Source organism: Micromonospora sp. NPDC051006, assembly GCF_044456245.1.
In the GTDB taxonomy this organism is placed as follows: domain Bacteria; phylum Actinomycetota; class Actinomycetes; order Mycobacteriales; family Micromonosporaceae; genus Micromonospora.
Genome location: NZ_JBITFP010000032.1, coordinates 1 through 22,574 on the forward strand (window position 1 = coordinate 1; position 22,574 = coordinate 22,574).

The following is a 22,574-nucleotide window of genomic DNA, read 5'->3' on the forward strand; positions in this document are numbered from 1 at the left end:
ACAGTCGACAAATCCAGCCAAGGACAGCAACCGTCGGTCAGGGCAAGGGTCAGACAACCGGGTGACCGCCCCTACATCCTCACTGTCAGGGCAGGAGGGCGCTGGGGATGACCTCGCCGGTGGCGAGCAGGACGGCGGGGCCGGCCAGCCAGCAGGAATCCGGGGTGACGGTGACCGTGAGACGACCGCCGGGGACGTCGACCGCGACCACGCCGGTGTCCCGGGAGTCGTCGTGCAGGGCCACCGCGGCCACCGCGCAGGCCCCGGTGCCGCAGGAGAGCGTCTCGGCCGAGCCGCGCTCGTAGACCCGCATCTGCACGTGCCCGTCGGCCCCGTCGACCGGGTCGCCGGGAGTGATGAATTCGACGTTCACCCCGGCCGGGAAGACCGCCGGGTCGAAGCCGGGGGCCTGGGTGAGGTCCAGCGCGGGCAGGTCCAGCCCGGCGGGCAGCGAGCAGACCAGGTGCGGGTTGCCCACGTCCACCGCGGTGCCGGTCAGCGTCAGCCCGCCCAGGACGGCCGTGGAGGCGTCGTACAGCCGGGGGCGGCGCATCTCGACGGCGATGGTCTCCTCCCCCTCGACGCGCGCGCGCACGACGCCGGCCCGGGTGGCCACCGGCAGCACCGCGCCGTCCGGCGTGGCCAGCCCGGTGTCGAGCAGGTAGCGGACGAAGACCCGGGCGCCGTTGCCGCACATCTCCGCGTACGAGCCGTCGGAGTTCCAGTAGTCCATGAACCACTCGGCCTCGCCCGCCTGACCGGCGCCGTCCGGGTGCTTCGCCGCCCGGACCACCCGCAGCACGCCGTCCGCGCCGATTCCCCGTCGCCGGTCACAGAGGCCGGCAATCAGGCCCGGGGTCAACTCGAGCTGATTGTCCGGATCGGGCAGCACGACGAAGTCGTTGCCGGTGCCGTGCCCCTTGGTGAACTCCACGTACCCATCATCGCGCAGGGGCCGGCACCAACCGCAGGGCGGCCTCGATCAGGTCGGGCGCGGCCGAGTCGAGCCAGTGGATGCGCGGGTCACGCCGGAACCAGGAGCGCTGCCGGCGGACGAACCGGCGGGTCGCGCGGATCGTCTCCTCGTGCGCCTCGTCTTCGGTCAGCTCCCCGGCGAGAAGACGCAGCACCTGCTGGTAGCCGAGCGCGCGGCTGGCGGTGCGGCCCTCCGGCAGGCCGTGGCCGACCAGCTCCCGGGTCTCGGCGACCAGCCCGTCGGCCCACATCCGGTCGACCCGCCGGGCGATCCGCTCGTCGAGCAGCGGGGTGCCCAGGTCGACGCCGAGCTGCACCGACGGGTAGTACGGGGTGGGCTCCGGCAGCGAGGCGGTGAACGTCCGCCCGGTCAGCTCGATCACCTCCAGGGCCCGGACGATCCGACGGCCGTTGCCGGGCAGGATGCTGGCGGCGGCGGACGGGTCGATCTCCCGCAGCCGGGCGTAGAGGGGCGCGGGGCCCGTCTCGGCCAGTTCCCGTTCCAGCCGTTCGCGCACCGCCGGGTCGGTGCCGGGGAACTCGAAACGCTCCAGCACCGCCCGGACGTAGAGCCCGGAGCCGCCGACCAGCAGCGGCACCCGACCCCGGGCCAGGATGTCATCGATTGCCGCGCGGGCCAGCCGCTGGTACTCGGCGACGCTCGCCGGCTCGGTCACCGCCCAGATGTCGAGCAGGTGGTGCGGCACGCCGTCTCGCTCGGCCGCGGTGAGCTTGGCGGTGCCGATGTCCATCCCCCGGTAAAGCTGCATCGAGTCGGCGTTGACCACCTCGCCGTCGAGGGCGTGCGCGAGCGCGATGCTCAGCGCGGACTTGCCGGCCGCCGTCGGTCCCACCACCGCGACCACGGTGCCGACCGGCGGGCGGCTGCCGCCGGGGTCGGTCGGCCCGGTCACGCCGGGGTCCAGCTGGCGACGAGGTACGCGACGCCGTAGGGGGCGGCGTCGTAGCGCAGCTCGCCGCGCCAGTCGCCGCCGGCGGCCCGGGCCGCGCCGGCCAGCACCTGCCAGGGCGCCCGCCCGGCGACCCGCAGCTGCGCCGAGAGCGCCGGGTCCAGGTTGAGCAGCGCGTCGGCGTCCGCGCCGGCCAGGGCGGCGGCGACCGCGCGGTCGTACGGCTCGGCGCGCGGGTCGTGGTAGCCGGGTGCCTTCTGTCCCCGACAGGCCGAGGAGTCGCCGAGCACCAGCAGCCCGACCCGCGGACGATGGTCGTGCACCTGCCCGGCGAGCTCGCGCAGCAGCGCCGGCCCGGCGTCGGCGGCGACCTGGACCGCGGCCACCGGCGGTCGCGGGTCGTGGCGGGTCAGCAGCCAGGCGCCGATGGTCAGGCTCAGCGGCAGCACCGCGCCGCGGTCGGGCAGCGTCGGGTCGAGCGGTACGGCCAGGTCGACGCCCCAGGGTTGCAGTGAACCGGTGGCCGGCGGGCCGATCCAGCCGGTGACGGGCCCGTCACCGATCAGCACCACGGCGTCCGGCCGGTGGGCGAGCAGCGCGGCGACGGCGCTGTCGCAGGCGGCGCGGAGATCGTCCAGTTCGGGCGCGGCGGCGCCGGCCACCTCGGGCATGAGCAGGGGCGGATGCGGGCAGACGGCGGCGGCGACCAGTGGCACCCGATCACCGTAGCCGGACTTCCCGGTGAGTCTCCGCGCCGATCCGGTCATCCGGGCGCTAGGACACCGTATGGTCACGGTCGGCGATAGGCGCTCGACGGGGACCGGGTCGGACCTGTGACAATGCCGGGAGAAACTTGGCTGCGCTGTGGCGGTGATCGGGAGACTGCTCTTCCGACGCCGGGAGAACGAGGATGGGCACATGAGCGACTGGACTGCCTTCGGACGGGTGGACGCGGACGGCACCGTGTACGTCAAGACCGCCGAGGGTGAGCGGGTGGTCGGATCCTGGCAGGCAGGGGCACCAGAGGAGGGGCTGGCACACTTCGCGCGCCGCTTCGCCGACCTGGTGACCGAGGTGGACCTGACCGAGGCCCGGCTCAACTCCGGTGCGGCTGACGCCGGCCACTCGCTGACCACGATCCGCCGGATCCGGGCCTCGCTCGCCGAGGCGCACGTGGTGGGCGACATCGACGCGCTGGCGGCGCGGCTGGACAAGCTCGCCACCGTGGCCGAGGAGAAGGCCGGGGAGGCCCGCGCGGCACGGGACGCGGCCCGCGGCGAGGCGTTGGCCCGCAAGACGGCCCTGGTCGAGGAGGCCGAGAAGCTCGCCGCCGAGTCGACCGGCTGGAAGACCGCCGGCGACCGGCTCAAGGAGATCCTCGACGAGTGGAAGACGATCCGCGGCGTCGACAAGAAGACCGACGGCGAGCTGTGGAAGCGGTTCGCCGCCGCCCGGGACGGCTTCACCCGCCGGCGGGGCGCCCACTTCGCCTCGCTCGACGCGCAGCGCAAGCAGGCGCAGTCGGTGAAGGAGGAGCTGGTCGCCGAGGCCGAGAAGCTCAAGGAGTCCACCGACTGGGCGGCCACCGCCAACCAGCTCAAGGACCTGATGACTCAGTGGAAGGCCGCGCCGCGTGCCTCCAAGGAGGCCGAGCAGAAGCTCTGGGACCGGTTCCGGGCCGCGCAGGACGAGTTCTTCACCCGGCGCAGCGAGGTCTTCTCGGCGCGCGACAACGAGCAGCGCGCCAACCTGGAGCGCAAGCAGGCGCTGCTCGCCGAGGCGGAGGCGCTCGACGTGGACGCCGACCCCAAGGGCGCCCAGGCGAAGCTGCGCGAGATCCAGGCACAGTGGCATGAGGCCGGTCGGGTGCCGCGTGAGGCGGCGGCCGGGCTGGAGCGGCGGCTGCGGGTCATCGACGACCGGGTCCGCGAGGTGATGGATTCGGCCTGGCGCCGGACCACCCCGGCGGACAATCCCCTGCTGGCTCAGATGCGGGCCCAGGTCGCCGAGGCCGAGGAGCGGCTGGCCCGCGCCCAGGCGGCTGGTGACGCCCGGCGGGTCCGGGAGGCCGAGCAGGCGCTCGCCTCGAAGCGGCAGTTCCTCCAGCTCGCCGAGCAGTCCGGCTGAGCTGACGTACGTCGGAAGCCCCGGTCCGTGCGGGCCGGGGCTTCCGTGCGTCCAGCGTGACTGCCGGGCCGGCAGCCGGGATCAGCGCGCGGCGCAGGCGCTGTCGGCTGCCGGCGCGGCGGCCGGGGCGCCGAGCCCGGGCAGCCCGAGCAGCACCCCCGGGGTACGCGGGGAGCGGCCGGCCTCGGCGGCGTCGCCGGCCCGGGTCCGCCGGTGCGACAGCGGTTCACCGTCAGCGTTGAGGTGGTGCGGGGCGGCGTAGGTGACGGTGGTGTGCACGATGTCGCCGGGGCGGATCTGCCCGGCGAGCGCGCCCGTGGCGAAGTGCACGAGCCGGCTGTCGCGGGCCCGGCCGGAGAGCCGACCCGTCCGGTCGTCCTTGCGCCCCTCGCCGACCGCGACCAGCACCTCGACGGTCTCCCCGAGCTGGCGCTTGTTCTCCGCCCAGGTGATCTCCTCGACGCAGGCGATCAGCCGCTCGTAGCGCTCCTGGACCACCTGCTTGGGCAGCTGTCCGTCCATCGTGGCGGCCGGGGTGCCGGGGCGCTTGGAGTACTGGAAGGTGAAGGCCGAGGAGAAGCGGGCCTCGCGGACCACGTCGAGGGTGCGCTCGAAGTCGGCCTCGGTCTCGCCGGGGAAGCCGACGATGATGTCGGTGGTGATCGCGGCGTCCGGCATCGCCGCCCGGACCTTCTCGATGATCCCCAGGTAGCGGTCGGACCGGTACGACCGGCGCATGGCGCGCAGCACGTCGTCGGAGCCGGACTGGAGCGGCATGTGCAGCGAGTGGCAGACGTTCGGCGTCTCGGCCATCGCGGCGATCACGTCGTCGGTGAAGTCCTTCGGGTGCGGGCTGGTGAACCGGACCCGCTCCAGGCCGTCGATGTCGCCGCAGGCGCGCAGCAGCTTGCCGAAGGCGAGCCGATCGCCGAACTCGACGCCGTAGGAGTTGACGTTCTGCCCGAGCAGGGTCACCTCCAGCACACCCTCGTCGACCAGCGCGCGGACCTCGGAGAGGACGTCGCCGGGGCGGCGGTCCTTCTCCTTGCCGCGCAGGGAGGGCACGATGCAGAACGTGCAGGTGTTGTTGCAGCCCACCGAGATCGACACCCAGCCGGCGTACGTCGACTCGCGGCGGGTCGGCAGCGTCGACGGGAAGACGTCGAGGGACTCCAGGATCTCCACCTCGGCGGCGGCGTTGTGCCGGGCCCGCTCCAGCAGCACCGGCAGCGAGCCGATGTTGTGCGTGCCGAAGACCACGTCGACCCAGGGCGCCTTGCGGACGATGTCGCCGCGGTCCTTCTGGGCCAGGCAGCCGCCGACCGCGATCTGCATCCCGGGGTGCTTGTCCTTGACCGGGCGCAGATGACCGAGGTTGCCGTAGAGCCGGTTGTCGGCGTTCTCCCGGACCGCGCAGGTGTTGAACACCACCACGTCGGGTTGCTCGTCGGCCTCGGGCGCGCGGACGTAGCCGGCCTGCTCCAGCAGCCCGGAGATGCGCTCGGAGTCGTGCACGTTCATCTGGCAGCCGTACGTCCGCACCTGGTAGGTGCGCGGGCTGCCCGCCGCTGCGGTAGTCATGACGAGGACAGCGTATCCGGGCCCACCGGATGGACCAGAACCGAGGAGGAGCCGTGTGCCGGAGCATCAAGACCCTGCGTGAGCCGTACACCCCGCAGGTGACCGACGCCGACGTCGAGGCGGCGGCGCTGCAGTACGTCCGGAAGATCTCAGGTTTCCGGGCGCCCGCCGCGCACAACGCCGCCGCCTTCGACGCGGCGGTGGCCGCCGTGGCGGAGGCCACCCGGACCCTGCTCGACCAGCTCGTGGTGCGCGGCGGGGCCGCGCCACGGGACGGTCAGGCCGCCGCGAGCACCGGGGCGACCGTGTCGGGGGCCCACCGCGAGCGGTGACACTGCGACCAGCCCCGGCACCCGGGGTCGGCCTCGGTGCAGAGCCGCTGGTTGCTGAGCACCTCGCCGTCGTCGGTCTCCTGGACGTCGAAGTGCACCGGGCGGATCGTCCCGTCCGGGGTGACCAGCAGGTGCCGGCCTGCGTCGAGGGTGTCGTCGCGCAGCAGGCAGTTGCGGTCCAGCAGCCGGGCCAGCCCGGCGATGCTGGCGTGCTCGGAGAGCCGGTCGGGCACCCCGTAACAGTCCACGATCGTGGCGAACTCGCCCGGCGCCTGCCAGACGTCGCAGATCACCGCGTACGTGGGCAGCCGTGCCGGGTCGGCGACTGCCAACGGCATCACCACCCGACCGAGTGCCTCGGCCAACGCCGGGTAGACCGCCACGGGTCGTACCTGGTCGATTCTCCAGTTCCACAGCTCGGTCATGCCGCCTCCTCGCTGCGTTCGTCCCACCGGCCCCGGACCGGGCCTTACTCACGATGGTGGGGTGCATTTGACCCCAGCCGGGGGCAAGTTACCGGTCTGTGACCATTCCGGGCAAAATTTACTGGACCGGCATTGCTCCGAGTAGCGGGAAGATGACAGATTATCGGGTATGGTGCCGCTTCGCCCCTCGACACGTGCGACGACGGGCGACCGTTCTCAGCGGATGACGACCCGGTGCTCGCCGGCCGGGAGCAGCTCGCCGACCACCGGCGCGCCGGGCAGCTCACCGGCGACCAGCAGCCCGCCCGAGGTCTGCGCGTCGGCCAGCAGCAGCCGTTCTTCCTCCCCGGCGGCGCCGAAGTCGGTCCACGGGCTGACCCAGTCCAGGTTGCGCCGGCTGCCGCCGCTGACGTGGCCGTCCCGGACCGCCTCCCGGGCCCCGTCCAGGTAGGGCACCTGGGCCGCGTCGATCGCCACGGTCAGCCCGCTGGCCCGGGCCAGCTTCGAGGCGTGCCCGAGCAGGCCGAAGCCGGTCACGTCGGTACCGCAGCGGATGCCGGCGGCCACGGCCGCCCGGGCGGCGTCCCGGTTCAGCGCGCTCATCGTGGCGACCGCCTCGGGAAACCGCTCGCCGGTCGTCTTGTGTCGGGTGTTCAACACCCCGACGCCGAGCGGCTTGGTCAGCGACAGCGGCAGCCCCGCCCGGCCCGCGTCCAGGGTGATCAGGTCCTCCGGGCGGACCACTCCGGTGACCGCCAGCCCGTACTTCGGGCCGTCGTCGTCGACGCTGTGCCCGCCGGCCAGGTGGCAGCCGGCGTCGCGGGCCACGTCCTGCCCGCCGCGGAGCACCTCCCGCGCCAGCTCCAGCGGGAGCACGTCGCGCGGCCAGCAGAGCAGGTTCAGGGCGACCAGGGGGGTGCCGCCCATGGCGTACACGTCGGAGAGCGCGTTGGCCGCGGCGATCCGGCCCCAGTCGTAGGCGTCGTCGACGACCGGGGTGAAGAAGTCGGCGGTGCTCACCAGGCCGGTCCGCTCGTCCAGCCGGACCACCGCGGCGTCGTCGCCGTGGTCCAGGCCGACCAGCAGCTCCGCGGTGCCGGTCGCCGGACCGAGCCCGGCCACCATCGCCTCCAGCTCGCCAGGCGGGATCTTGCAGGCGCAACCGCCGCCCCGGGCGTACCGGGTCAGCCGTACCGGTTCGGTCATCCCCCCATGATCCCGGCACCGGGTCCGCCACCGCCACCGCCACCGCCACCGATTCGCGGTCGAAATCGGACACCCGACGCCGATCACAGCTGGTGTTACCGCTCCGTGACCAACCGAGTTGCGTTCCGCCACATCCCCCCGCCTACAGTTGCCCAACCGGGGGTCATCGCACCCCTATCCGGGAGACGACAGGGACGGTGGACGACGTGACGACGGGCGAACCGCTCATCGTGCTGGACTCGGTCAACAAGTGGTTCGGGCCGCTGCACGTGCTGGACGACGTCTCGCTGTCGGTCGGCCGGGGCGAGGTGGTCGTGGTGATCGGGCCGTCCGGCTCCGGCAAGTCGACGCTGTGCCGCGCCATCAACCGCCTGGAACCGATCAACTCCGGCACCATCACTTTCGACGGCCAGCCGCTGCCGGCCGAGGGCAAGGCCCTGGCGAAGCTGCGCAGCGAGGTCGGCATGGTCTTCCAGTCGTTCAACCTCTTCGCGCACAAGACGATCCTGGAGAACGTCACCCTCGGCCCGATCAAGGTACGCAAGGAGAAGCCGGCGGTCGTCCGCGAGCGCGGCCTGGCCCTGCTCGACCGGGTCGGCATCGCCAACCAGGCCGACAAGTTCCCCGCCCAGCTCTCCGGCGGCCAGCAGCAGCGCGCCGCGATCGCCCGCGCGCTGGCCATGCAGCCCAAGGCGATGCTCTTCGACGAGCCCACCAGCGCGCTCGACCCGGAGATGGTCGGCGAGGTGCTCGACGTGATGACCTCGCTCGCCAGCGACGGCATGACGATGGTCGTGGTGACCCACGAGATGGGCTTCGCCCGGCACGCGGCGAACCGCGTCATCTTCATGGCCGACGGGCAGTTGGTCGAGGATGCTCCGCCGGCCGAGTTCTTCGCGAACCCCCGCAGTGAGCGGGCCCGGGACTTCCTCTCCAAGATCCTCACGCACTAGGCGTCTGTTAGTGGAGCGCGCCATCCCCCGGCGGGTCCAACCGAAGAAGGAGAAGAGTATGCGTATCACGCGTGTAGCGGCACTCGCGGCGGCCGCCACCCTGGCGCTCGGCCTGACCGCCTGCGGTGGCGACGACGCCGGCGAGGGCACCGGCGCCGGCAGCAAGTCGTTCGCCGCCGGCAGCACGATGGAGCGGCTCAACAAGGCGCAGGCCATCAAGATCGGCACGAAGTTCGACCAGCCCGGCTTCGGCCAGAAGGGGCTGTCCGGCAAGCCGGAGGGCTTCGACGTCGAGGTCGCGAAGATCATCGTCAAGGAGCTCGGCATCCCCGAGGACAAGATCGAGTGGGTCGAGGCCCCCTCGAAGGTCCGCGAGGACGTGATCGTCAACGGCACGGTCGACCTGGTCGCCGCGACGTACACGATCAACGACAAGCGCAAGGAGCGCATCGCCTTCGCCGGGCCGTACTACGAGGCCGGCCAGAACATCATGGTGAAGAAGGACGACGCCGCGATCACCGGCCCGGACTCCTTCAAGGACGGCACCAAGAAGGTCTGCTCGGTGACCGGCTCGACCCCCGCTGAGACGATCAAGCAGTACGTCAAGGACGTCGCCACCCAGCTGGTGCTCTTCGACACCTACGACAAGTGCCGGGACGCCCTCAAGGGCGGCCAGGTCGACGCGGTCACCACGGACAACGTGATCCTGCTCGGCTACATCGCCAAGGACGAGGCCTCGTTCAAGCTCGCCGGTGACAACTTCACCAAGGAGCCGTACGGCATCGGGGTGAAGAAGGAGGACACCGACTTCCGCAACTTCGTCAACGACACGCTGGACAAGGCGTTCGCCGACGGCAGCTGGAAGAAGGCGTGGGACGACACGGCCGGCAAGTTCGGCGCCGAGCTCGGCAGCGCCCCGACCGTCAACCGCTACTGATCTGATTCCGCCGATCTGGAGGGTGGGGAGGAAGACCGACCCGTGAGTGTTCTCATCGACAAGTTCGACGTCTTCGCGGGTGGTTTCTGGCTCACCCTCCAGATCTGCGTGCTCGCCGCGATCGGTGCCCTGATCCTGGGCGCCATCGTGGCGGTGCTCCGGATCTCACCGGTCCCGCCGCTGCGGGCGGTCGGCACCGGCTACGTCAACATCTTCCGGAACATGCCGCTGACCGTGGTGATGTTCTTCGCCGCGTTCGGCCTGCCGGCGCTCGGCTCGAACGCCGATTTCCTGCGCATACCGGGCCTGGACTCGCTGTTCAACCGGCTCGGCACGGACCTGCCCTACTTCCGCTTCGCGCTGATCGCGCTGGTGCTCTACACCGCGGCGTTCGTCTGCGAGGCGCTGCGCTCGGGCGTCAACGCGGTGCCGGCCGGACAGGCCGAGGCCGCGCGGTCGTTGGGGCTGACCTTCGGCCAGAACCTGCGGTACGTGGTGCTGCCCCAGTCCTGGAAGGCCTCGATCGTGCCGCTCGGTTCGGTGATCATCGCGATGATCAAGAACTCTGCGCTGATCGGCTTCTTCGGCGTGGTCGGTGACCTGTCGGCCACCGCCGACCAGCTCACCGGGGCCGAGGGTTACGCCTTCATCCCCGTCGCCATCGGCATCTCGATCGGATACCTGATCATGACGGTTCCCCTCGGCGCCCTCCTCGACCGGATCGAGAAGCGGCAGGCGGTGGCCCGATGAGCCAGCAGACCGTCCTCTACGACGTACCCGGGCCCCGGCAGCGCCGGATCACCCTCGTCAGCAGCCTCGTCGCCACCGTGCTGCTGCTGGTCGGCGCGTACTTCCTGATCTACCGGCCGCTCAGCGACAAGGGCCAGTTCTCGATGGAGCTCTGGGGGCCGCTGATCGACCCCGCCAACGAGAACTTCTCGCTGGTCTGGGACCGGATCGGGCTCGGCCTCAAGAACACCCTGATCGCGGCGGTGCTGGCGATCATCTCCTCGCTGGTGATCGGCACCCTGCTGGCGGTCCTGCGGATCCAGCTCAAGAGCCTGGCCCGGCGCCGGTTCACCGGGTTCGCCACCCCCGTGTCGTACCTGCTGCGCGGGTTGAGCGTGCTGCTGTCGGCGGTCACCCGGGTCTGCGTCGAGGTGTTCCGCGGCCTTCCCGTGGTCATCACCATCTTCTTCGTGGCCCGGGGCTTCCCGGAGTTCGGCGTCACCTTCGAGACGCTCTGGTACCTGGTCATCGGCCTCACCATCTACAACTCGGTGGTGATCGCCGAGATCCTCCGCTCCGGCATGGAGGGCCTGCCCGGCGGGCAGGGCGAGGCCGCGGCGGCGATCGGCCTCTCCCCGCTGCAGACCACCCGGATGATCCTGCTCCCGCAGGCGTTCCGCATCATGCTGCCGGCGCTGATCAGCCAGCTGGTGGTGGTGCTCAAGGACACCTCGCTCGGCTTCATCATCAGCTACGAGGAAACCCTGAACATCGGCAAGCAGATCATCGGTGTGCTGGGCAACCCGATCCAGGTCTACGTGGTGATCGCGGTGCTCTTCATCGCGGTCAACTACTCGCTGTCGAAGCTGGCCCAGTACGTCCAGCGCCGGCTCTCCCGGGGCCGCAAGACCGCCGGAACCGCGGGGCAGAACCCGCCGCCGGCGGCGCTGATGTCGCAGGCCGAGGGCGGCGGCATGGGCGGCGGCGTCTGAGCCACACCGCAAGCACGACGAAGGGCCGCCCCGACATTCGGGGCGGCCCTTCGGTCAACCACCCCCGGCCGGTTGCCCGGCCGGGGCTGAGGGTTCGGGTCAGCGGGCGATCTCGGTGACCCGGGACTCACGGACCACGGTGACCCGGATCTGACCGGGGTAGGTCAGCTCCTCCTCGATCTGCTTGGCCACGTCCCGGGCCAGCACGGCCGCGCCGATGTCGTCGACGTCGTCCGGCTTGACCATCACCCGGATCTCCCGGCCCGCCTGCATGGCGAAGACCTTCTCCACGCCGAGCTTGCTGGCCGCGATCTCCTCGATCCGCTCCAGCCGCTTGACGTACGCCTCCAGGCTCTCCCGCCGAGCGCCCGGCCGGCCGCCGGAACAGGCGTCGGAGGCCTGGGTCAGCACCGCCTCGATCGTCTGCGGCGGCACCTCGTTGTGGTGCGCCTCGATGGCGTGCACCACGTCCTCGCTCTCGCCGTACTTGCGGGCCAGGTCGGCGCCGATGATGGCGTGGCTGCCCTCCACCTCGTGCGTGAGCGCCTTGCCGATGTCGTGCAGGAACGCGGACCGCTTGATGGTCGGCACGTCCAGCCGCAGCTCGGCGGCCATGATGCCGGCGATGTGCGCCGTCTCGACCAGGTGCTTGAGCACGTTCTGCCCGTACGACGTGCGGTAGCGCAGCCGCCCGAGCAGGGTGACCAGTTCGGGGTGGATCTCGGTGATGCCGACCTCGACCAGCGCGTCCTCGGCGGCCCGCCGGCAGAGCTGCTCCACCTCCTGCCGGGCCAGGTCGTAGACCTCCTCGATCCGGTGCGGGTGGATCCGCCCGTCCAGGACCAGCTTCTCCAGGGTGAGCCGGCCGACCTCCCGGCGGACCGGGTCGAAGCAGGAGAGCAGCACCGCCTCGGGAGTGTCGTCGATGATCAGATTGACCCCGGTCACCGACTCGAAGGCGCGGATGTTGCGCCCCTCGCGACCGATGATCCGCCCCTTCATCTCATCCCCCGGCAGGTGCAGGACGCTGACCACGCTCTCCGCGGTCTGCTCGCTGGCCACCCGCTGGATCGCGTCGACCACGATGTGCCGGGCGCGCTGCTCGGCGGTGCCCCGGGCGTCCGCCTCGATGTCCCGGACCAGCAGCGCGGCCTCCCGCTTCGCCTGGGTCTCGATCGCCTCGATCAGCTCCGCCCGCGCCGAGTCGGCGGTGAGCCCGGCCACCCGCTCCAGCTCCCGGCGGCGCAGCTCCTCCGCCTCGGCCAGCTCGGCCTCCCGCTGGTTGAGCGCGGTCTCCCGGGCGGCCAGCGCCGCGCTGGCCGCGGTGAGCTGCCGCTCCCGCTCGGCGAGCCGCTCCACCTCCTCGGTGTGCAGCCGCTCCCGCTCGTCCATCCGGGCGGCCCGCCGCTCCACCTCGGCCGCCTGCTCGCGCGTCGTCGCGGCGAGCACCGCGACCTCGCGTTCGCCGCTGCGTCGGGCGGCCGTGCGCAGCTGTTCCGCGTCGGCCTCCGCCTGCTTGTGGGCCCGCTCCAGCACGGTGTCGGCCTCGGCGCGGGCGTCGTCGAGCATCCGCCGGGCCTCGGCCCGCGCCGACTTCGCCTCCGCGTTCGCGGCCGCGGCCTCGGCCCTCGCGGCCGCCGCCGCGGACTTCGCCACGTCGATGGTGCTGTTCGCCTGGTCGGCCGCGCTGCGCAGAGCGGCCAGGGACTGCTCCTGGCGGTCCTTCTCGGCGATGAAGGCCGGGTCCTCCGGCACCGGAGCCACGCCGATCTGGCGAAGCGCCCGGACGCCGAACAGCACCGCGCCGACCACCACCACGGTCAGGATCAGTACGGCGGCGAGGAGCACGATGTCGAAGCCGCTCATGCCGGCACTCCGCTGCGCTGCGTGCCGCCATGAGGCACAGCCGCCCTGAGTCGATGATTCGCTCGCTGACGCTCACTCATGCCAGCACACTCGCGCGGACCGCTGGTTAACCTGTGCCGCCCCGCCATGGCCGCCTCCCCTGAACGTCGGCGCCGCAGTGACCGTGCCGACGGCACGCTCCTGCGACCTTGGACGCCCGACCGGAGCGGCTGGCCGTGGGTGGGTAGCTTTCTCCGCCGGCGGTGCCCTCGGGCATCGTCGGCGGCCGGGTGCAGTTGTCGCGGGCTCCGGGCCGGCCTGCCCGGAGCTGTCGCCAAAGGCCGATGAGTCGGCCAAAGTGATGCTGTTCTGTTACGAGATCTATGTTGTGCGCTTAGCCTGCGCTGGTCGGGCAATGTGAGCCTGTATGGCGAGGCTAGGTCGCGAGGGGTGGTCTGGTCAAGAACTCATGATCAAACCCCCCGAACGGAGAGAAGTTGTGACGTCACTCACCGCTGATGTCTCCTCGGACACCGCCGGACAAACGCGGCGAGTCAAGCGGCGTCATGCGGCCCCGCGCCTGTTCAATGGCCCAGGACGCTCGGCAGGAGGCGGGAAGCCGGCGGTGCCGGTCGCACGGTCGACAACGATCGGTGACATCGCGGCATCCGGTGCCGTGGATTCCCCGGGTCGTCGAGACGAAGTGGATCGTCCGCCGCCGCCGGCGGGCCGGGGTCGGTCAGTGCGCGCCGGCCGCGAGCGCGGCGCTGACCAACGCCGCGTTGTCCGCGACGGGCTCGCCGTCCGGCAGCTGGAGCGTGTCCTCCAGGCCGATACGGGTGTGCAGGCCCCGGCGGACCGCCTCCGCGAGCACCGGCCAGGTGGCCGGCCCCTCGGCGTGCAGCAGCACCGGCGGGGTGTCGTCTCCACCGGCACGCCGGGCGTCTCCGCCGGCGGCCGGTAGCGCGGCGAGGATCCGGGCCGCGTCGGCCAGCGCCACCGCGGGCTGCTCGGCCATGCACTCGACGAGGATCCGGCCCACCGGCACCCGCCAACGCCGGTAGGCGGCAACCGCGTCGACCGTCCAGAGGCCCGCCTCCACCATGACGCCCCGCTCGTGCAGCACGGCGGCGACCGCCTCGGCGCCCTCCTCGTGGGCGTTGACCGAGGCGAAGTCGGGCAGCCCCCGCCAGGCCCGGATGGCGGCCACCCGGGCGCCCGGGTCCGGCTCGATCCAGGCGCCGGTGCTCACCCCGATCGGCAGGCCGGGCCGGGCAGCCCGGATCGCGGTCAGCGCATCGGCGATCGCGTCGGGGCGCAGCGACTCGGCGCCGGTGGCGTCCCGCGGATGGACGTGCACGGCCACCACGCCGATCGCGGCGCAGCGGGCCGCGTCGGCGGCCAACTCGACGGGGGTGAGCGGCACGGCGGGGTGCTCGTCACGACCCCGCCCGCCGTTGAGGCACGCCTTCAGCACGGCGCGCACCGCCTCGGCGCACCGGACGGACACCGGCGGCGGCGACCGGCTTCCCTCGTTCGCCGCGAGCCGAGCTGGCCGCCGGTCACCCGGCCGGCCGGCTGTCGCGGTCGAGCTCCCCCTCGGCATCGGCGAGCGCGTCGGCGTCGATCTGCTCGGCGAACTCGGCGGCCTCGGCGCTCTGCGCCGCGAGCGCGTCCTTCACCGCCCGGATCGCCACGCCGGGCGGATAGCCCTTGCGGGCCAGCATGCCCACCAGCCGGCGGAAGACCGCGTCGGGCTCACCCCGGGCGGTACGCAGCTTCCGCTCGACCAGGGCGCGAGCGGTCTCCGCCTCGGTCTCCTCACTCAGCTCACCGAGGGCCTCGCTGGCGACCTCGCCGTCGACACCGCGCTGGCGCAGCTCGTTGGCGAGCGCCCGCCGGGCCAGGCCCCGCCCGTTGTGGCGGCTGGAGATCCAGGCCCGGGCGAACGCGGCGTCGTCGATGATGCCGACCTCGTCGTAGCGGTCGAGCACCTGGGCCGAGACCTCGTCGGAGATGCCCCGTTTCGCCAGCGCACCGGCCAGCTCGGCCCGGGTGCGCGGGCGCACGGCGAGTTGCCGCAGGCAGATCTCCCGGGCCAGCTCCGCCTCGTCGCGCGGCGGAGTCGGCGAGCCGCCGCCGCCGGCCGCGTCGGGACCGGCGTCATCGGCGCCTGCGGGGCGGGATCGCCGGCCTCGGCGGGGAGGAGGTGGGGTGTTGGCGTCGCCCGAGCGGGGCGGGCTGGCATCCCAGCCCCGCCCCGTCCGGGCTCGTCGTCCTGCCACGGGTCAGATCAGAAGTCGACCGGCGGCAGCTCCGGCCCGCCGGCCGCGTCGCCGGCGCCGATCCCGACGCCGAGCTTCTCCAGGATCTTCTTCTCGATCTCGGCGGCCACGTCCGGGTTCTCCTTGAGGAACTCCCGGGCCTTCTCCTTGCCCTGGCCGAGCTGGTCGCCGTCGTAGGTGTACCAGGCGCCGGACTTGCGGATGATCGCCTGCTCCACGCCGACGTCGATCAGCGAGCCCTCGCGCGAGATGCCCTTGCCGTACATGATGTCGAACTCGGCCTGCTTGAACGGCGCCGCGACCTTGTTCTTCACGACCTTGACCCGGGTGCGGTTACCGACCACGTCGGTGCCGTCCTTGAGGCTCTCGATGCGCCGCACGTCGAGCCGGACCGAGGCGTAGAACTTCAGCGCCCGACCACCGGTGGTGGTCTCCGGGCTGCCGAACATCACGCCGATCTTCTCGCGGAGCTGGTTGATGAAGATCGCCGTGGTGCCGGTGTTGCTGAGCACACCGGTGATCTTCCGCAGCGCCTGGCTCATCAGCCGGGCCTGGAGGCCCACGTGGCTGTCGCCCATCTCGCCCTCGATCTCGGCACGCGGCACCAGGGCCGCCACCGAGTCGATGACGATGATGTCGAGCGCGCCGGAGCGGATCAGCATGTCGGCGATCTCGAGCGCCTGCTCGCCGGTGTCCGGCTGGGAGACGAGCATCGCGTCGGTGTCGACGCCGAGGGCCTTCGCGTACTCCGGGTCGAGCGCGTGCTCGGCGTCGATGAAGGCCGCGATGCCGCCGGCCCGCTGGGCGTTGGCCACCGCGTGCAGCGCCACCGTCGTCTTACCGCTGGACTCGGGGCCGTAGACCTCGACCACCCGGCCGCGCGGCAGACCGCCCACGCCGAGCGCGACATCGAGCGCGATGGAACCGGTCGGGATCACCGCGGTCTGGATGACCGGCCGCTCCCCCAGCCGCATCACCGAGCCCTTGCCGAACTGCTTGTCGATCTGAGCGAGAGCAAGGTCTAGTGCCTTCTCCCGGTCAGGCCCTGCTGCCATGGTTGCCACCCCTGCCTTCGCCGGCGTCTTTGCTGAGCTTCGCGTCACGCGGACACGCTAGGCGCTGGGTCCGACAGAAAACCAGCCGACGGGCCGCGAGCTGTGGACGAGCACCCCGCTGTGGACAATAGCCGAACAGGTGTACGACTCGGCAAGCGACACGCGGAGCGGCGGAAATCGCTGCTCAGCGTAGTCGCGCGGGCACTCGGTCGGGGTACGCGGCGCAGACCGCCCGCCACACCAGGTGCGTCTGCTCCCCCGAGGCCAGCGCCTGCTCGATCGTCCGTCCGTCGAGCTGGGCCAGCACCTGGTCGCGGGCGATGCTGGCCGCGTAGCCGGGGCCGAACGCCTCCTCCAGCCGCGCCCAGAAGTCGGTCAGCCGCACGTGATCAGCCCTCCTCGTCCGGTGCCCCGGTCGGCACCGGCCGCAACGCTAGCGCCACCAGGGGCACGGCCGCGACCGCCGCGAGCAGGGCGAGGACCGGATAACCGGCCATCCGCATGACAAACCCGCTGAGCGCGGCGGCTCCCGCGCCGGCCAACCCCATGGTCAGGTCGGAGAGCCCCTGCACACTCGGCCGGATGCCGGTCGGCACCGACTCCGAGAGCAGCGTGGAACCGGCCACCATGGTCCCCGACCAGCCCAGACCGAGCAGGAGCAGGCCGACGGAGAGCCGGGGCGTGTGGTGCCCGGCGGTGCCGGCGACCGCGCACGCGGCCAGCAGCAGCCCCACGCCGCCGAGGATCACCGGCCGCCGCCCCAGCCGGTCGGTCAACCAGCCGACCAGCGGGGCGAACGCGTACATCCCGGCGATGTGCAGGCTCAGCACGATGCCGACCACCCGCAGCACGTCGGCGTCGGAGTGCGACTCGCCGAGCCGTACCGGGGTCATCGACATCACCGCGACCATCACCAGGTGGCCCACCGCGACCGCGGCGATGCCCAGCCGGGCGGCCGGCCGGCCGCGTACCGCCGACCAGGCCGCCCGCATGCCGGCGACGCGCCGGGCGGTCGCGACCGGTGCGGCGACCGGGCCGGCCGGGGCGTCGGCCGCCGCCAGCCGGCGCGCGGTGAGCAGCGGATCGGGCCGCAGCAACACCAGCAGTACGCCGGCGGCGAGCACGAACGCGGCCGCGCTGAACGCGAACGGGCCGGCCAGCGGCGGCAGTCCCCAACCCCCGGTGGTGTGGTCGGCGAGCGCGGCGAAGTTCGGCGCGGCCACCGCGCCGATGGTGGTGGCCCAGACGATCAGGGAGAGCTGCCGGCCCCGGCGCGCCGGTTCGGCGAGGTCGACCGCGGTGTAGCGGGCCTGCAGGTTGGCCGCGCTGCCACCGCCGAAGAGCAGCATGCCGAGGAAGAGCAGCGGCACCCAGCCGGTGGCCGCGGCCAGCACCACCAGCACGCCGCCGGCCGCGCCGACGAGGTAGGCGACCACCAGGCCGGGTCGCCGGCCGTGCCCGGTCATGATCCGGGTGACCGGGACGGCGAGCAGTGCCCCACCGACCACGCCGCAGCTCTGCGCGAGGCCGGCCGCCGCCGTGCCGGCGATCCGCTCCGCGAGCAGCGCGCCCACCGCGATGCCGATGGTGACCCCGACGCCGCCGATGATCTGGGTGGCGAAGAGCAGCCGGAGGGTACGCCGCTGGATCGGCGCGACGTCCGGGCGGACCGGGGCCGGCGCGGTGAGGTCGGTGGCCATGCGAACTCCTCGCCGGTAAGGGGTGTCGAGCGCTCCCATCCTTGCGCACCGGGGCCGGCCGGCGGCAGTCGGTTTCGCTGTCGGCCGATCCCACCCGGACGACGGGAAAGGGGGCCGCCGGTGGCGTGGGCGCCGCCTACGACGTGTTCGGCAAGATCACGACGGGCGGCTGAGCGCCGGCGGCTGTCAGGCGAGCGCGCTGGCGGCGACGGTGAGGTCGGCGACCAGTCCCTCGTACGCCTTGTCCTGGTCGTCGGCGCGCAGCACCGCCGACGGGTGGATGGTGGCGAGCAGCTGGGCCGGCGGGGTGTCGGCCACCTTTCCGGCGCTGTCCACCGGCACCCGCTGGAAGTCCTCCGGGTGCTGGGCCGACGCCGGCCAGGGCAGCAGTTCACCGCGCTGTCGGGTGACCCGGAAGTTCGGCCCGAGCAGCGCCTTGGCGGCGGTGGCCCCGAGCACCACGACGATCTCGGGGTGCAGCCGGGCGAACTCCGCGACCAGCCAGGGCCGGCAGGCGGTGATGTGCACCCGGTCCGGGGTCTGGTGGATGCGCCGCTTTCCGCGCAGCTCGAAGCGGAAGTGCTTCACGGCGTTGGTCAGATAGATGTGCCCCGGATCCAGGCCGGCGTCGTCGACCGCCCGACGCAGCAGCCGGCCGGCGGGCCCGACGAAGGGCAGTCCCTTCTGGTCCTCCATGTCGCCGGGCTGCTCACCGACGAAGACCACCCGGGCGCGCTCGTCACCCCGGCCGAAGACGGTCTGCGACGCGTCCCGGTAGAGCTCGCAGCCCCGGCAGCCACCGGCCGCGGCCCGCAACTCGTCGAGGGTGTCCGCACCGGGCGGGATGAACCGCTGGGCGCCGGGGGCGGTCTCGGTCTGCTCGGCCATGCCGACTTTATATACCTCTTCCGGCGGCGTCGCCGGGCACGCAGCCATGGCCGGAGCGCTGCCCGGCCGTGGCGGACCGCGGCTGCCGCCGCGCGTCAGTACCCGCCGCCGCCACCGCCACCACCGCCGGACATCAGCGCGATCACCACGATGATGATCACGATCACGGCCACCGCGATCGCGATCCAGATGCCCCTCTTCGTGCCGGTCGAAGCCATACTGGCTCACCTCCGGCGCCGCGCTTACCCACCCGCACGGCCGCCACGCCCGGACCGCCCCGGGCAACCGGTCGCGCCGGCCCGGTGGGCGCGGCTCAGGCGGTGAACCCGGTCGGCCGCGGCGGCCGGACGGCGCGGGCCACCGCGTCGGCGAGCGGCCCGATGTCGGCGTCGGCCAGCGAACTGACCGTGATCCGCAGGCCGGGCGGCCCGGCGATCCGGTAGAGCGCGCCGGGCGCGACCGACCAGCCGCCGTCGCGCAGCGCGGTCACCGCGCTGGTCTCGTCCGGGACGGGCAACCAGACGTTGATGCCGCTGCGGCCCTGCCCGGAGAGCCCGCGCTCGGCCAGCGCGACGAGCAGCGCGTCGCGGCGCCGGTCGTAGCTGTCGGCCGCCCGCTCGACCAGCTCGGCGACGGCCGGGTCGCGCCAGAGCGCGAGCAGGAGCCGTTGCAGGACGGTGGAGACCCAGCCGGCGCCGACCCGGGTCCGGCCGGCCACCCGGGCGACCGTGGTCTCGTCGCCGACCAGCACCGCCAGCCGCAGGTCGGGGCCGAAGGGTTTGCTCGCCGAGCGGAGGAAGGCCCAGCTCGGGGTGGCCCCGGCCAGCGGGTGCAGCGGCACCCGGGCCAGCTCGGCGGCGTGGTCGTCCTCGATCAGCAGCAGGTCCGGCCGGTCGGCGAGGAGTTCGCGCAGTGCCGCCGCGCGGGCCGCCGAGACGGCGGCTCCGGTCGGGTTCTGCGCCCGGCTGGTCACGATCAGCGCCCGCGCCCCGGCGGCGAGCGCCGCCGCCACCCCGGCCACCACCGGCCCCTCGTCGTCGACCGGTACGCCGATCGGGCGCAGCCCGAGCGCGGCGACGAGGTCGAGGAGGTTGGCCCAGCCCGGGTCCTCCACCGCCACCGCGTCACCGGGGCGCAGGTGCGCGCCGAGCAGCCGCTCGATGCCGTCGAGCGCGCCGCCGGTGAGGGTCAACTCCCCGGCGGGTACGCCGTCGGCGGCGAGCCGCGCCCGGGCGGCCTCGGCCAGCTCGGGCAGCACGCCGGCACCGGAGTAGCTGACCGGCGGGCCGGCGTCGGCGGCGAGGGCGGCCAGGTGTGGGCCGAGCGGCGGCAGCAGGCCCGGATCCGGTTCACCGGCGGCGAGGTCGCGCAGGCCGGGGGCCCGCGGCGGGGCCAGCGCCGCGCGGGGGGCGGCGACCGGCGGCCGGGACCGGACCCGGGTGCCGTGCCGGCCGGCGGTGGCGACCAGCCCGCGCTGGCGCAGCTCCTGGTAGGCGCGGGCGACCGTGGCCGGGCTGACCGCCAGCTCGGTCGCGAGCGCCCGGACGGGCGGCAGCGCCGACCCCGGCGGCAGGGCGGCGGTGCGGATGCCCGACTCGATGCTGGCCGAAATCTCGACTGCCGTGGTCCCGGTGACCTGATAGCGTGCTGACACAAATAAGAGATTGTACTAGAACAAAGGTGGACCGATGCACCCAGTCGACCGGAGCACCTATCCCCGGACGCCGCGAACGACGGCGAGCCGCTCCCGGGACCGGATGAGCTACGACCGGGCCGCCGCCCACGAGGTGCTGGACGAGGCGTACCACTGCGCGCTCGCGTTCACCGTCGACGGCGAGCCACGGGTGCTGCCCACCCTGCACGTCCGGATCGGCGACACCCTCTACCTGCACGGCTCGACCGGCAGTCGGCCGCTGCTCGCCGCCCGGGGCGACGGGCTGTCGGTCTGCGTGGCCGTCACCCTGCTCGACGGGCTGGTCTACGCCCGTTCGCAGTTCCACCACAGCGCCAACTACCGGTCGGTGATCGCGCACGGGACCGCCCACCTGGTCACCGACGAGCAGGAGAAGGCCGACGCGATGACCGCCCTGGTGGAGAAGGTCGGCGCCGGACGCGCCGCGGAGAGCCGGCCGCCGAACCGCCGGGAGCTGGCCGAGACCGCCCTGCTGGCGCTGCCGCTGCACGAGGTCTCGCTGCGGACCCGCACCGGTGGGGTCGGTGAAGACCCGGCCGACCTCGGCCTGCCGCACTGGGCCGGCGTGGTGCCGTTGCGGCTGACCAGCGGCCCACCGGAGCCCGACGCCGGCGTGACCGCGCCGGTCCCCGCCTATCTGCGGGCGGCCCGGTCGCCGTGGCACGAGCCGGCGACGATGCGCGGCGAACACGTCGTGCTGGAGCCGCTCGACCTCGCGCACGCCGACGAGCTGCACGCCGCCACCGCCGAGGAGGAGGTCTGGCGGCACCTCGGCACGGCGCTGCCCGCCGACGCGGCCGGGACCGCCGAGGTGGTCGCCACCGCGCTGGCCGCGCAGCACCGGGGCGAGCGGGTGCCCTGGGTTCAGCGCTGCGCGGTGACCGGCGCCGTGGTCGGTACCACCTCCTACTACGAGGTGGATCCGCAGCGGCGGGCGGTCGCGATCGGCTACACCTTCCTGGGCCGGCCCTGGTGGCGTACCGGGATCAACACCGAGGCGAAGCTGCTGCTGCTCACCCGGGCCTTCGACGAACTCGGCGCGCTGCGGGTCGTCTGGCACACCGACATCCGCAACGAGCGCTCGCAGCGGGCCATCGAACGGCTCGGCGCGACCCGCGAGGGCGTGCTGCGGATGCACCGGCAACGCGCCGACGGGTCGTGGCGGGACACCGTCCAGTACGCGATGACCGTCGACGAGTGGCCGAACGCACAGCTCGCGCTGCGGGAAAGGCTTCGTCGGACGGCACCGGTGGCGTGATGATGGCGGGCGTGCTGGGCATCACCGACCTCGGAACGTACGTGCTGGGCACCGTGGCGATCATCCTGTTGCCCGGGCCCAACTCCCTCTTCGTGCTCTCCACCGCCGCCAAGCGGGGGGTGGGGGCCGGCTACCGGGCCGCGGGCGGCGTCTTCCTCGGCGACGGGGTGCTGATGGTCCTCTCGGCCGCCGGGGTGGCCTCGCTGCTGCAGGTGTACCCGCCGCTCTTCCTGGTGGTCAAGTACGCCGGCGCGGCGTACCTCGGCTACGTGGGGTTGACCATGCTGCGCGGCGCGTGGCGGCGCTGGCGCGACCGCAACGACCCGAGCACGCCGCGGCTGATCGACGCGGCGGAGCCGGCGGCGATGCGCAGCCCGTTCCGCAAGGCGCTGGTGATCAGCCTGCTCAACCCGAAGGCGATCCTCTTCTTCATCTCGTTCTTCATCCAGTTCGTCGACCCGGGCTACGCCTGGCCGGCGCTGTCGTTCGTGCTGCTCGGGCTGATCGCGCAGGTGACCAGCGCGCTCTACCTGACCATGCTGATCTTCGCGGGCACCTTCCTGGCCGCGCAGTTCCGCCAGCGCCGCCGGCTCGCGGTCGGCGCGACCACCGGCGTGGCCGCCCTCTTCCTCGGCTTCAGCATCAAACTCGCCACCGCCAGCATCTAGGCCGCGGGCCGACC

The 22,574-nt window shown here is 73.0% G+C and carries 23 protein-coding genes; 8 read left to right on the forward strand and 15 right to left on the reverse strand.

Annotated elements, in window-relative coordinates; genetic code table 11:
• Nucleotides 1–85: 85 nt before the first annotated feature.
• The 3 genes from dapF to ACIBBA_RS30870 are packed head-to-tail and all read right to left on the reverse strand — an operon-like array spanning nt 86 to nt 2,653.
• Entirely contained in the window at nt 86–934 is an 849-nt protein-coding gene (dapF, locus tag ACIBBA_RS30860) for a diaminopimelate epimerase (RefSeq protein ID WP_396702018.1), read from the reverse strand.
• Between the two features lie 7 nt (nt 935–941).
• Complete coding sequence (miaA, locus tag ACIBBA_RS30865) at nt 942–1,889, reverse strand: tRNA (adenosine(37)-N6)-dimethylallyltransferase MiaA (RefSeq protein ID WP_396702020.1); 948 nt, start codon at nt 1,887–1,889, stop codon at nt 942–944.
• A complete protein-coding gene (locus ACIBBA_RS30870; RefSeq protein WP_396702022.1) occupies nt 1,886–2,653 on the reverse strand; it encodes a class III extradiol dioxygenase subunit B-like domain-containing protein in 768 nt (255 codons plus the stop codon). The genes miaA and ACIBBA_RS30870 overlap by 4 nt, the downstream gene beginning before the upstream one ends.
• Nucleotides 2,654–2,804: 151 nt before the next feature.
• On the opposite strand from ACIBBA_RS30870, the gene ACIBBA_RS30875 reads away from it, so the two are divergent.
• On the forward strand, nt 2,805–4,013 hold the full coding sequence (locus tag ACIBBA_RS30875; RefSeq protein WP_350869914.1) for a DUF349 domain-containing protein: 1,209 nt from the start codon (nt 2,805–2,807) through the stop codon (nt 4,011–4,013).
• Between the two features lie 81 nt (nt 4,014–4,094).
• Here ACIBBA_RS30875 and miaB read toward each other — a convergent pair whose 3' ends face one another.
• Entirely contained in the window at nt 4,095–5,594 is a 1,500-nt protein-coding gene (gene miaB / locus ACIBBA_RS30880) for a tRNA (N6-isopentenyl adenosine(37)-C2)-methylthiotransferase MiaB (protein WP_396702024.1), read from the reverse strand.
• A 53-nt stretch (nt 5,595–5,647) separates the two neighbouring features.
• On the opposite strand from miaB, the gene ACIBBA_RS30885 reads away from it, so the two are divergent.
• A complete protein-coding gene (locus tag ACIBBA_RS30885; protein ID WP_357053181.1) occupies nt 5,648–5,926 on the forward strand; it encodes a DUF2277 family protein in 279 nt (92 codons plus the stop codon).
• Here ACIBBA_RS30885 and ACIBBA_RS30890 read toward each other — a convergent pair.
• Entirely contained in the window at nt 5,872–6,351 is a 480-nt protein-coding gene (locus ACIBBA_RS30890) for a hypothetical protein (RefSeq protein ID WP_357053178.1), read from the reverse strand. The genes ACIBBA_RS30885 and ACIBBA_RS30890 overlap by 55 nt on opposite strands.
• A 216-nt stretch (nt 6,352–6,567) precedes the next feature.
• A complete protein-coding gene (gene selD / locus ACIBBA_RS30895) occupies nt 6,568–7,557 on the reverse strand; it encodes a selenide, water dikinase SelD (protein ID WP_396702027.1) in 990 nt (329 codons plus the stop codon).
• 197 nt (nt 7,558–7,754) lie between these two features.
• On the opposite strand from selD, the gene ACIBBA_RS30900 reads away from it, so the two are divergent.
• Genes ACIBBA_RS30900 through ACIBBA_RS30915 form a run of 4 tightly spaced genes read left to right on the forward strand, consistent with a single transcriptional unit; the run spans nt 7,755 to nt 11,168 of the window.
• On the forward strand, nt 7,755–8,510 hold the full coding sequence (locus ACIBBA_RS30900) for an amino acid ABC transporter ATP-binding protein (RefSeq protein ID WP_357053172.1): 756 nt from the start codon (nt 7,755–7,757) through the stop codon (nt 8,508–8,510).
• A 58-nt stretch (nt 8,511–8,568) separates the two neighbouring features.
• A complete protein-coding gene (locus tag ACIBBA_RS30905) occupies nt 8,569–9,447 on the forward strand; it encodes a glutamate ABC transporter substrate-binding protein (RefSeq protein WP_357053169.1) in 879 nt (292 codons plus the stop codon).
• 42 nt (nt 9,448–9,489) lie between these two features.
• The gene (locus tag ACIBBA_RS30910; RefSeq protein ID WP_396702029.1) at nt 9,490–10,197 is read left to right on the forward strand and encodes an amino acid ABC transporter permease; all 708 of its coding nucleotides are present in this window, start codon (nt 9,490–9,492) and stop codon (nt 10,195–10,197) included.
• Nucleotides 10,194–11,168 carry an amino acid ABC transporter permease gene (locus ACIBBA_RS30915; protein WP_357053165.1) on the forward strand — a complete coding sequence of 325 codons (975 nt, stop codon included), beginning with the start codon at nt 10,194–10,196 and terminating at the stop codon, nt 11,166–11,168. The genes ACIBBA_RS30910 and ACIBBA_RS30915 overlap by 4 nt, the downstream gene beginning before the upstream one ends.
• A gap of 99 nt (nt 11,169–11,267) precedes the next feature.
• On the opposite strand, the gene rny is transcribed toward ACIBBA_RS30915, so the two are convergent.
• The 9 genes from rny to ACIBBA_RS30960 form a co-directional block, all read right to left on the reverse strand.
• The gene (rny, locus tag ACIBBA_RS30920; protein WP_396702032.1) at nt 11,268–13,034 is read right to left on the reverse strand and encodes a ribonuclease Y; all 1,767 of its coding nucleotides are present in this window, start codon (nt 13,032–13,034) and stop codon (nt 11,268–11,270) included.
• Nucleotides 13,035–13,752: 718 nt separating this feature from the next.
• On the reverse strand, nt 13,753–14,490 hold the full coding sequence (locus tag ACIBBA_RS30925; RefSeq protein WP_396702034.1) for a 3-keto-5-aminohexanoate cleavage protein: 738 nt from the start codon (nt 14,488–14,490) through the stop codon (nt 13,753–13,755).
• Nucleotides 14,491–14,575: 85 nt separating this feature from the next.
• Nucleotides 14,576–15,298 (reverse strand): regulatory protein RecX, encoded by a 723-nt coding sequence (locus tag ACIBBA_RS30930; RefSeq protein ID WP_396702036.1) that lies wholly within the window; start codon nt 15,296–15,298, stop codon nt 14,576–14,578.
• Between the two features lie 8 nt (nt 15,299–15,306).
• Nucleotides 15,307–16,353 carry a recombinase RecA gene (gene recA / locus ACIBBA_RS30935; protein WP_121677980.1) on the reverse strand — a complete coding sequence of 349 codons (1,047 nt, stop codon included), beginning with the start codon at nt 16,351–16,353 and terminating at the stop codon, nt 15,307–15,309.
• Between the two features lie 184 nt (nt 16,354–16,537).
• Nucleotides 16,538–16,738, reverse strand: a complete 201-nt coding sequence (locus ACIBBA_RS30940) for a DUF3046 domain-containing protein (RefSeq protein ID WP_357053153.1) — start codon at nt 16,736–16,738, stop codon at nt 16,538–16,540.
• Between the two features lie 4 nt (nt 16,739–16,742).
• Nucleotides 16,743–18,092 (reverse strand): MFS transporter, encoded by a 1,350-nt coding sequence (locus ACIBBA_RS30945; protein ID WP_396702039.1) that lies wholly within the window; start codon nt 18,090–18,092, stop codon nt 16,743–16,745.
• Nucleotides 18,093–18,239: 147 nt separating this feature from the next.
• Nucleotides 18,240–18,941 carry a UdgX family uracil-DNA binding protein gene (locus ACIBBA_RS30950; protein ID WP_396702041.1) on the reverse strand — a complete coding sequence of 234 codons (702 nt, stop codon included), beginning with the start codon at nt 18,939–18,941 and terminating at the stop codon, nt 18,240–18,242.
• 95 nt (nt 18,942–19,036) lie between these two features.
• Nucleotides 19,037–19,159, reverse strand: coding sequence for a hypothetical protein (locus ACIBBA_RS30955; protein WP_350869885.1), 123 nt, complete (start codon nt 19,157–19,159; stop codon nt 19,037–19,039).
• A gap of 95 nt (nt 19,160–19,254) precedes the next feature.
• Entirely contained in the window at nt 19,255–20,595 is a 1,341-nt protein-coding gene (locus tag ACIBBA_RS30960) for an aminotransferase class I/II-fold pyridoxal phosphate-dependent enzyme (RefSeq protein WP_396702044.1), read from the reverse strand.
• A gap of 34 nt (nt 20,596–20,629) precedes the next feature.
• Between ACIBBA_RS30960 and ACIBBA_RS30965 the strand changes: the two genes are divergently transcribed.
• Both ACIBBA_RS30965 and leuE read left to right on the forward strand, forming a co-directional pair.
• Entirely contained in the window at nt 20,630–21,892 is a 1,263-nt protein-coding gene (locus tag ACIBBA_RS30965) for a bifunctional pyridoxamine 5'-phosphate oxidase family protein/GNAT family N-acetyltransferase (RefSeq protein ID WP_396702046.1), read from the forward strand.
• Complete coding sequence (leuE, locus tag ACIBBA_RS30970) at nt 21,892–22,560, forward strand: leucine efflux protein LeuE (RefSeq protein WP_396702047.1); 669 nt, start codon at nt 21,892–21,894, stop codon at nt 22,558–22,560. The genes ACIBBA_RS30965 and leuE overlap by 1 nt, the downstream gene beginning before the upstream one ends.
• Nucleotides 22,561–22,574: the final 14 nt, after the last annotated feature.